Here is a 10071-nt window from a genome sequence, read left to right on the forward strand (position 1 = left end):
CGCTGCGGATGCGCCCGTTGTCGTGTTCTTTTACGGCGGCAGCTGGATCAGCGGATCTCGGGGTGACTACGCCTTCATCGGTGAGGCGCTCGCGTCCAGGGGCATCGTTGCAGTACTTGCCGATTACCGGCTGTACCCCCAAGTGCATTATCAGGGATTGCTGCATGACAGCGCCCAGGCGGTGGGCTGGACCCGCGATCACATTCGTCAGTTCGGCGGTGATCCGGCAAAGTTGTATGTGATGGGCCACAGTGCCGGGGCTTATAACGCGGCGATGCTGGCCCTGGACCCGCGATGGCTGGCGGCGGCGGGTGCGACGCCCTCCGTCATAAAGGGCTGGATCGGTCTGGCCGGGCCCTATGATTTTCTGCCCATCGAAGACGCTGAGGTGAAGCCGGTGTTTTACTTCCCGAATTCGCCACCCGACTCCCAGCCGATCAATCATGTGAGCGCGGCGTCACCGCCGGCGCTGCTCATCGCTTCCGTGGACGACACGGAAGTGAACCCGCAACGCAATACGGCTGGCATGGCCAGTCGTTTGCGCGCTCAAGGCGTATCAGTGCGCGAGGTGTATTTCTCTCGCACCAATCACCGCACGCTGGTAGGTGCATTTGCCAGACCGCTGCGCAGCCTGGCGCCGGTGCTGGTGGAGGTCGCCGCATTCATCCATGCGCAGGATCAGGCGCAGGTGTCGAGCGGCCCGGTCAACCATTGAACCAACCGCCGCTGCGATTCAATCGCCGGGCCAGGTACCCCAGCGTCAGCGCCCTCACCGCCATGAACAGCAAAAACACCCGCCACAGGCCGTGGTTGCCGAAGCCGCTCGCAATCCAGGCGAAGGGTGCTGATATCAATGCCGTGACCACCATCGCGTTGCGCATTTCGCGGGCGCGGGTGGCGCCGATGAACAGGCCGTCCAGCAAATAGCTCCACACCGCGACAAAGGGCAGCACAGCGAGGTAAGGCAAATAAATGAAGGCGATGTCGCGCACGGCCACGATGTCGGTCTGCATCTCGATGAACAGGTGGCCGCCCAGCAGGAACAGTCCGACGAACCCGATGCTGCAAATCAGCGACCAGCCTGCGGACACGTTCAGGGCGCGCCGCAATGCCACGCGATCGCGTGCGCCGATGGCGTGTCCGCACAGTGCTTCGACAGCGTGGGCCAGCCCGTCCAGTGCGTGGGCCATGAGCAGCAGCCCGTTGAGGAGCAGCGCATTGGCGGCAACGGTCGCATCGCCCAATCGAGCGCCTTGTACGGTGATCAGGAAGAACACCGATTGCAGGATCAGGCTGCGAATGAAGATATCGCGGTTGACCGTGAGCAGCGGTCGCCAGCTCTGCCAGCGTTTGAGTGCAGACAACGCCAGGTGCCCCGGATAGGCGCGCAAACCTTTGTGGGTGAGAGCGAGCCCCAGGAGGGCGCCGGTCCATTCGGCGATAACCGACGCCCGCGCGCTGCCGACCACGCCCCAGTCCAGGCCCATGACGAACCACAGGTTCAACGCGATGTTGGCCAGGTTAGTGGTCAGCAGAATCGCCAGCGGGGCTCGAGCGTTTTGCAGACCGAGGAACCAACCCACTAGCGCATAGCTGGCGAGCGCGGCCGGTAAGCCGAACAAGCGGGTGTGGAAAAAGTCCCGGGTCAGGTCGTTGAGGTCGTCGGAGGGCTGCATCATTTCCAGCGCCAGGTGCTGGAATGGCAGGCCGATGAGCCCCAGCAGCACTGAAAAGCCCATCGCCAGCAGCAAACCCTGCAACAGCACCTGGCGCAGCGCCGCGCCGTCATTGCGCCCGGCTGCCTGGGCCGCAAAACCGGTGGTGCCCATGCGCAGAAAACCCATGGCCCAGGCGAGGAAACTGTACAACGTGCCGCCGACCGCCACCGCGCCGAGTTGGTGAGCGTGGGGCAGGTGGCCGATGACGGTGCTGTCCACCAGCGAGACCAGCGGTACGGAAATATTGGAGAGGATCATAGGTGCCGCCAGCGCCCACACCTGTCGATGCGTCGCGCGCTGGCGCCAGTCGTTGAAGAAGTTGGACATGAAGGCTCCCGGGCAAGCGCGCGAGTGTAGCGAGAACAAACGCACAAACCCACGGTCTATCTGCGCGCCGCGCTTTACGATTGCAGATGCGCTGCTATACCTTCTGCTCCCCATAGCTGTCGTCCCAATGAGTGCCTCATGCTAAACAAAGGATTGTTCCTGGCCTGCGCGCTGGTACTGCTCAGTGCCTGCGATTCCTCTTCGTCCGACAAACCCGCGCCTGCCACGCCCCCGGTAGCAGCGGCGTCGACGAGCACTGCTGACGCCGCGAAACCCAAGCCTGCGGTGGACGTCCCTGCGCTGAGCAAGCGCTACGCAGGGCGCGAGTTGACAGTGGTGGACGTCTCGGAAGTTCAGCTCGACGGTGCAAGCACACTGTCGTTGAGCTTCTCGGTGCCGTTGAACCCCGACCAGAAATTCGCGGAAAAAGTGCACCTGGTTGACAGCAAGGACGGCAAGGTCGATGGCGCCTGGGAGCTGTCGGACAACCTCATGGAGTTGCGCCTGCGCCACCTTGAGCCCAAGCGCAAACTGGTCCTGACCATCGACCCCGGGCTGGTGGCGGTGAACAACAACACCTTGGCCGCAGAATATTCTGCGCGTCTTGAAACCGCTGATCTGCAGGCAACGGTCGGCTTTGCCAGTCGCGGCAGCCTGCTGCCCACCCGCCTGGCGGAAGGGCTGCCGGTGATCGCCCTCAACGTCGACAAAGTTGACGTCGAGTTCTTTCGCATCAAGCCTGAGTCATTGCCGGCGTTTCTCGGTTCGTGGGAGGGCTCCTCCAGTCTTGAGAGCTACCAGTCCAAAGAGCTGCTGTCCCTGGCTGACCTGGTCTATAGCGGCCGCTTTGACCTGAACCCCGCGCGCAACACCCGAGAAACCGTGTTGTTGCCGATCTCCGGCCTCAAGCCGCTGCAGCAGCCGGGCGTTTATCTGGCCGTGATGCGAGCCTCCGGGACTTACAACTACACGCAACCGGCCACGCTGTTCACCCTCAGCGACATCGGCCTGTCGGCGCACCGTTACGCCAGCCGTCTGGACGTGTTCACCCAGGCGCTGGAAGGCGGCAAAGCGCTGAGCAGTGTTGACGTCGAACTGTATGACGAGAAGGGCCGCGTGATCGGTCAAGGCAAGACCGACAATGCCGGCCATGCCGAACTGCCATTACCACCCAATGCCCAGGTGCTACTGGCGCATCAGGGTGAGCAGACCAGCATGCTGCGCCTGAACAGCGCCGCCCTGGACCTCGCCGAATTCGACATCACCGGCCCCAAGGCGCACCCCCTCCAATTCTTCATCTTTGGCCCGCGCGACCTCTATCGCCCAGGCGAGGTGGTGCTGCTTAACGGCTTGCTGCGTGACAGCGACGGTAAGGGGGTGAAACCTCAACCGATCACCGTGGAAGTACGCCGTCCGGATGAGCAGGTCAGTCGCAAGTTCGTGTGGGACGCTGACGCCACCGGCCTGTATCAATATCAGTTGCAGCTGTCGGATGAAGCACCGACGGGCCGCTGGCAGTTGGTTTTCGACCTCGGTGACGGCAAGCCGCAACTGTATGAGTTTCAGGTCGAAGACTTTCTGCCTGAGCGCATGGCGCTGGAGCTCAAGGGCAGCGAGACCCCGCTGTCCCCCGATGCGCCATTCGACGTCGCGATTACCGGGCGTTACCTGTACGGCGCGCCGGCGTCGGGCAATCGTCTGAACGGCCAGCTCTATGTGCGCCCGCTGCGTGAAGCGGTGCCCGGCCTGCCGGGTTATCAGTTTGGTTCGGTGACCGAGGAAGACCTCAAGCAAGACCTGGAAATCGAAGACAGCACGCTGGATGCCAACGGCAAGCTCGACCTCAGCATCGACAGCCAATGGGCCAAGGCGCGTTCGCCGCTGGAGCTGGTGCTGCAAGCCAGTCTGCAGGAGTCGGGCGGACGTCCGATCACGCGCCGCCTGACCCAGCCGGTGTGGCCGGCTGACGCCATGCCGGGCCTGCGCGGATTGTTCGACGGCGAAGCCACCGACGGCGACGGCCCGGTTGAGTTCGAGGTGCTGATGGCAGACGCCCAAGGCCACAAGCTGGCCGCCGAGAACCTCAAGGTGCGTCTGGTCCGCGAGCGCCGCGATTACTACTGGAACTACTCCGACAGCGATGGCTGGAGCTATCACTTCAACGAGAAGTTTCTCAACCTGTCCGAAGAAACCCTCAGCGTGAAGAAGGACTCGACGGCGAAGATCAGCTTCCCGGTCGAGTGGGGCCCTTATCGCGTCGAAGTCGAGGATCCGGCCACCGGGCTGGTCAGCAGCGTGCGTTTCTGGGCTGGTTATCGCTGGCAGGACAACGCTGAAGGCGGCGCCGTGCGTCCCGATCAGGTCAAGCTGGCGCTGGATAAACCCGCTTATGCCGATGGCGACACCGCGAAAGTCACGGTCACGCCGCCGTCGGCAGGCAAGGGCTATTTGTTGGTGGAGTCGAGCGAAGGACCGTTGTGGTGGCAAGAGATCGACGTGCCCGCTGAAGGCAAAACCTACGACATACCCGTGGACAAGAAATGGGCGCGGCATGACCTTTATGTCAGCGCGTTGGTGATCCGTCCGGGTGAGCGCAAAGCCAATGTCACGCCGAAACGTGCGGTGGGCGTGTTGCACCTGCCGCTGGACCGCTCGCAGCGCAAGCTGGCGCTGACCGTGACGGCGCCGGAAAAGATGCGGCCCAAGCAGCCGCTCACACTCAAAATCAATGCCAAAAACGCAGACGGCACGGTCCCGAAGAGCGCGCATGTGCTCGTCGCCGCGGTGGACGTGGGCATCCTTAACATCACTGAATACGCCACGCCGGATCCGTTCGCGGCGATGTTCGGGCGCAAGGAATACGGCGCCGACCAGCTGGATATTTATGGCCAGTTGATCGAGGCCGGGCGCAACCGTCTCGCCAGCCTGGCCTTTGGCGGTGACGCGGCGCTGGCCAAAGGCGGCAAGCGCCCGGAAACCAGCGTGACCATCGTCGCCCTGCAAAGCGCACCGGTGACGTTCAACGAGCAGGGCGACGCGCAAGTCAGCGTCGACATTCCTGACTTCAACGGCGAGTTGCGCATCATGGCTCAGGCCTGGACGGACGAGCGCTATGGCATGGCCGAAGCGAAAACCGTGGTCGCGGCCCCGTTGATTGCCGAGCTTTCGGCCCCGCGCTTTCTGGCGGGCGGCGACCAGACCAAGGTGGCGCTGGACCTGTCCAACCTGTCCGGCAAAGCCCAGAAGCTCAACGTGCAAGTGGTGGCCGAAGGGCAGTTGAGTCTGGCCGAAGGCGAGGGCGTCAAGGCCATCAGCCTGAATCAGGGGCAACGCACCACGCTGCAGATTCCGGTCAAGGCGCTGGGTGGTTTCGGTCAGGGCGTGATTCGGGTCACGGTCAACGGCCTGGACTTGCCGGGCGAGAACCTGCCCGCCTTCAGCCGCGAATGGACCCTTGGCGTGCGCCCTGCGTATCCGGCGATGCTCAAGCAATACCGCGCGGTGCTCAAGGATCAGGCGTGGAGCCTGCCGGACGGCGCGCTTGAGGCCTTCGAGCCGGCAGGGCGCGAGGCGTTGCTGTCGGTGTCGAGCCGTCCGCCGCTGAACCTCGGCGAACAGATCCGTGCGCTCAAAGCCTACCCATACGGCTGCCTGGAGCAGACCACCAGCGGCTTGTACCCGTCGCTCTACGCCGACGCCGCAACGCTCAAGCGTCTGGGTCTGGAGGGCGAGTCGGATGCCGTGCGCAAGCACAAGATCGAACTGGGCATCGAGCGTCTGCTGGGCATGCAACGCTACAACGGCAGCTTCGGCCTGTGGGCGGCGGACGGCGAGGAAGAATACTGGCTGACCGCGTACGTCACCGACTTCCTGCTGCGCGCCCGCGATCAAGGCTTTGCCGTGCCGCCGGATGCGCTGAAGAAAGCCAACGAGCGGCTGCTGCGTTACTTGCAGGAGCGTAATCAGATCGAGGTGAACTACAGCGAAAACGCCGACCACACCCGCTTCGCCGTGCAGGCCTACGCCGGTCTGGTGTTGTCGCGCAGTCAGCAGGCGCCATTGGGCGCGCTGCGCAGCCTGTTCGACCGCCGCAGCGACGCGCGATCGGGCCTGCCGCTGGTGCAGCTGTCCATTGCGCTTGAAAAAATGGGTGACAAACCTCGTGCGGATCAAGCCTTGCTTGCCGGGCTTGCGGCCGGTCGCAAGGCCAACGACTGGCTTGCCGATTACGGCAGTCCGTTGCGTGATCAGGCGTTGATTTTGTCCTTGCTGGAAGAAAACAAACTGGGGGTCGACAAGGTTGAGGCGCGGCTGTTTGCGCTGTCCGATCAAGTCGCGGCCAGTCGCTATCTGTCGACGCAGGAGCGTAACGCGCTGTTTCTCGCCGGCCGCGATCTGCTCGGCAAGCCGGAGGCCAAATGGGCGGCGACATTGACCAGCGGCAGCAACAATCGCGAGTTGAGCAACGACCAGCCTGCCGTTAAGCTCGACAGCTCGGTGCTGGCGGCGCCGCTCAGGGTGCAAAACACCGGCGGCGATACGCTGTATCAGCAGATGACGATTTCCGGTTATCCGTCGCAGCCGCCAACGGCCGGGGGCGAGAACCTGTCGATCAGCCGCGACTACCTGGGCATGGACGGCGAGGCACTGAACCTCAACGGACTGAAAAGCGGCGAACTGGTGCTCGTGCACCTTGAGGTCAAGGCCAAGGAGCGTGTACCGGATGCGCTGGTGGTGGATCTGTTGCCGGCCGGTCTGGAAATTGAAAACCAGAATCTGGCGCAAAGCTCGGCCAGTCTTGAAGACGCCAGCGAGTCGGTGAAGCAGTGGCGCGAGTCGATGGAAAACGCCGGCGTCAAACACCAGGAATTCCGCGGTGATCGCTATGTTGCGGCAGTGGACCTGGAGGGCTTCAACACGGTGCACCTGCTGTATCTGGCGCGGGCTGTGACACCGGGCGTGTACCGCGTGCCGCCGCCGCAAGTGGAGTCGATGTACCGGCCGAACTGGCAGGCATTGGGCGAGGCACCGGCGCAGCTGGTGGTGAAGGGCAAGAAGTAGGAGAAAGGTGATCGCTCTTGGGCCTGTTGCTCCCACGCTCTGCGTGGTAGCACCTCGGTCGACGCTCCGCGTCAGGGGACGCGGAGCGTCTGAGGCGGCATTCCCACGGCGAGCGTGGGAATGATCAACATCAATACAGTCAGTGAATGATCCAGCTCAACAGCCACAACCCCAGAAACAGCCAGATGATCCCCATGATGATCGAGGCGCGCATGAAAGCGCGGATCGCTGAATACAGCAGCATCAACCCGACAATCAGGGCGATGATGCTGACGATTGAAGTGTCCATGCCCAACGTGCGCGACAGGCCGTCAACGAAATTGCCGCCCGCGTGAGTGAACATGTTGAACAACCAGCTTAAGCCGTCGACGACGAAGCGGATCACGGCGCCAATCACTTGGCCGAGCCATTCGAAAACGCTTTCTACCTGCATATCTGCTTCCTGATGAGGGGCGTGGACCAAAAACGGCGTTGCTCGCTTTGGCTATCGATTGTCTGGGCGAGTTCCCTGTCGGGTAAAGGCTTTCTGTGAAGATCACGCGATTATCACTGCGTCAGACCTGCTCCGGCTTGTGGGAGCGAGCTTGCTCGCGAATGAGTCGACGCTGCGCCCGCGCCTGCACCGGGCTGATCGGCAGCCTGCTTATCGTATGTTTGCTGCTCTGGCTCGCCGACCGGATCTGGCCGCTGCCGTTGCCCAAGGACGATCTGGCCCGCGTGGTGCTCGCCGAAGACGGCACGCCGCTGTGGCGATTCGCCGATGCCAATGGTGTCTGGCGCTACCCCGTGACGGTCGATCAGGTATCGCCCTTTTATCTTGAAGCGCTGCTGACCTACGAGGACCGCTGGTTCTATCAGCATCCCGGCGTGAATCCCATGGCGCTGGCGCGTGCTGCCTGGCAAAACCTAAACGGTGGCCACGTAGTCTCTGGCGGGAGCACCCTGTCGATGCAGGTGGCCCGCTTGCTCGACCCGCATTCGCGCACGCTGGCTGGCAAGCTTCGACAGCTCTGGCGAACCGCGCAGCTGGAATGGCATCTGTCCAAGCAGGAGATTCTGCTGCTGTACCTGAACCGCGCGCCGTTTGGCGGCACCTTGCAGGGTGTCGCCGCTGCCAGTTGGGCGTACCTGGGCAAGCCCCCGCAACAGCTGACCCGTGCCGACGCGGCGCTGCTGGCGGTCCTGCCGCAGGCGCCGAGTCGTCTGCGCCCGGATCGACACGCGCAACGCGCTCAGGCGGCGCGGGACAAAGTGCTGCGGCGTCTGGCCGAATTCGGCACGTGGCCGCAGGGAGCCGTTGACGAAGCGCTGCAAGAACCGCTACTGCTCGCGCCCCGTCAGGAACCGAGCCTGGCGCCCTTGCTCGCCCGGCGCCTGAACCGCCCCGGCAGCCCGCCGCTGATCCGCACCACGCTTGACGCCGGCCTGCAGCGTCGTCTTGAGGACCTGCTGCTGGGCTGGCGCGCGCGTCTGCCGGAGCGCACGTCCGCCGCGATTCTGGTGGCGGAAGCGCAGAACATGGCGGTGCGCGCGTACGTCGGCTCGGTGGACATCGGCGACGTCAAACGCTTCGGTCATGTGGACATGGTCAGCGCGTTGCGTTCGCCCGGCTCGACCCTCAAACCCTTTCTCTACGGCAAAGCCATCGACGCCGGGTTGATCCATTCCGAGTCGTTGCTGCAGGACGTGCCGCGGCGCTATGGCGACTATCGCCCGGGCAATTTCTCCTCAGGGTTCAATGGTGCCGTGGCGGCGAGTTCGGCGCTGTCGATGTCGCTCAACCTGCCGGCGGTCCAACTGCTGGAAGCCTACGGCCCGAAACGCTTCGCTGCGGAGCTGCGCAACGGCGGGGTGCCGCTGACCCTGCCGCCCTTGGCCGAGCCCAATCTGGCGTTGATTCTCGGCGGGGCGGGCAGCCGTCTGGAAGACCTGGTCGGCGGCTACAGCGCATTCGCGCGGGGCGGGCGCAGCGCGGACATCCGCTTGCAGCCCGATGACCGTCTGCGTGACCGGCCGATGATGTCGCCGGGCGCGGCCTGGATCATTCGACGCATTCTCAGCGGCCAATCACGGCCGGACCTCGATTCCCACGCGGAACTCGTGCAGCGGCCGCAACTGGCCTGGAAAACCGGGACCAGTTACGGCTTTCGTGATGCGTGGTCGATTGGCGTGGGGCCGAGGTTTCTGATTGGCGTGTGGATCGGCCGTCCCGACGGCACGCCGGTGCCGGGTCAGTTCGGGTTGGCGTCGGCCGCGCCGCTGATGCTGCAGGTACATGACCTGCTGGTGAATCGCGATGCCCAGCGCAACATCCTGCCGCCGGTAATGCCCGTGCCGCTCAACGTCGACGTCGCCGCGATCTGCTGGCCGCTGGGACAGCCCATGAGCAAAAACGACCCGAACTGTCGGCGTCAGCGTTTCGCCTGGACCCTGGACGGCACGACGCCGCCGACGTTGCAGGCGACCGATCAGCCGTTGGGGTTGGGGTTGACGGAAAAGGTCTGGCTGAACGACAAGGGCCTGCGCGTCGCGGCGAGTTGTCCGCAGGCTCAGCCAAAGGAAGTCGCCCTGTGGCCGGCGCCGCTTGAACCGTGGCTGCCGAAGAGCGAACGGCGCGAGGCGCGTTTGCCGGACATCGACCCCTCATGCCCGCCCCAGGGATTGAGCCTGGCGCCGCCGTTGTCAGTGGTGGGGGTGCGAGAAGGTGACCAATTGCGGCTGCCAGCCGGCAGTCAGCAGCTGTTGCGGCTCACACTGTCGGCGCTGGGCGGGAGCGGTCGGCGCTGGTGGTTCATCGACGGTGCGCCGGTGGGCGACACCGCCAGTCAGGACAGTTACACCCATACCTTCACACGCCTGGGGCGTTACCAGTTGAGCGTGCTGGATGAAAGCGGCCAGACCGCCCGGGTGGAGTTCAGTGTGGTGGATTGAAACGCAGGGGCCGTGCGTGAAACCCATGGTCAGA

Annotated in this window: 5 protein-coding genes; 3 read left to right on the top strand and 2 right to left on the bottom strand. The window is 63.9% G+C overall.

Features of this window, described 5'->3' with window-relative positions:
- A partial coding sequence (locus tag VF672_RS20315) for an alpha/beta hydrolase (RefSeq protein WP_331106328.1) occupies positions 1–715 on the top strand: 715 nt, incomplete at its 5' end.
- Here VF672_RS20315 and VF672_RS20320 read toward each other — a convergent pair.
- On the bottom strand, positions 705–2045 hold the full coding sequence (locus VF672_RS20320; RefSeq protein WP_331106329.1) for an MATE family efflux transporter: 1341 nt from the start codon (positions 2043–2045) through the stop codon (positions 705–707). The genes VF672_RS20315 and VF672_RS20320 overlap by 11 nt on opposite strands.
- 138 nt (positions 2046–2183) lie before the next feature.
- Here VF672_RS20320 and VF672_RS20325 point away from each other — a divergent pair, with 138 nt between their 5' ends.
- Positions 2184–7106 carry an alpha-2-macroglobulin gene (locus tag VF672_RS20325; protein WP_331106330.1) on the top strand — a complete coding sequence of 1641 codons (4923 nt, stop codon included), beginning with the start codon at positions 2184–2186 and terminating at the stop codon, positions 7104–7106.
- Positions 7107–7245: 139 nt separating this feature from the next.
- Here VF672_RS20325 and VF672_RS20330 read toward each other — a convergent pair whose 3' ends face one another.
- Entirely contained in the window at positions 7246–7539 is a 294-nt protein-coding gene (locus VF672_RS20330) for a hypothetical protein (RefSeq protein ID WP_037015498.1), read from the bottom strand.
- A gap of 161 nt (positions 7540–7700) precedes the next feature.
- On the opposite strand from VF672_RS20330, the gene pbpC reads away from it, so the two are divergent.
- Positions 7701–10037, top strand: a complete 2337-nt coding sequence (pbpC, locus tag VF672_RS20335; protein ID WP_331106331.1) for a peptidoglycan glycosyltransferase PbpC — start codon at positions 7701–7703, stop codon at positions 10035–10037.
- Positions 10038–10071 lie beyond the last annotated feature (34 nt).

The sequence above is a fragment of the Pseudomonas sp. genome (assembly GCF_036387035.1).
Classification (GTDB): domain Bacteria; phylum Pseudomonadota; class Gammaproteobacteria; order Pseudomonadales; family Pseudomonadaceae; genus Aquipseudomonas.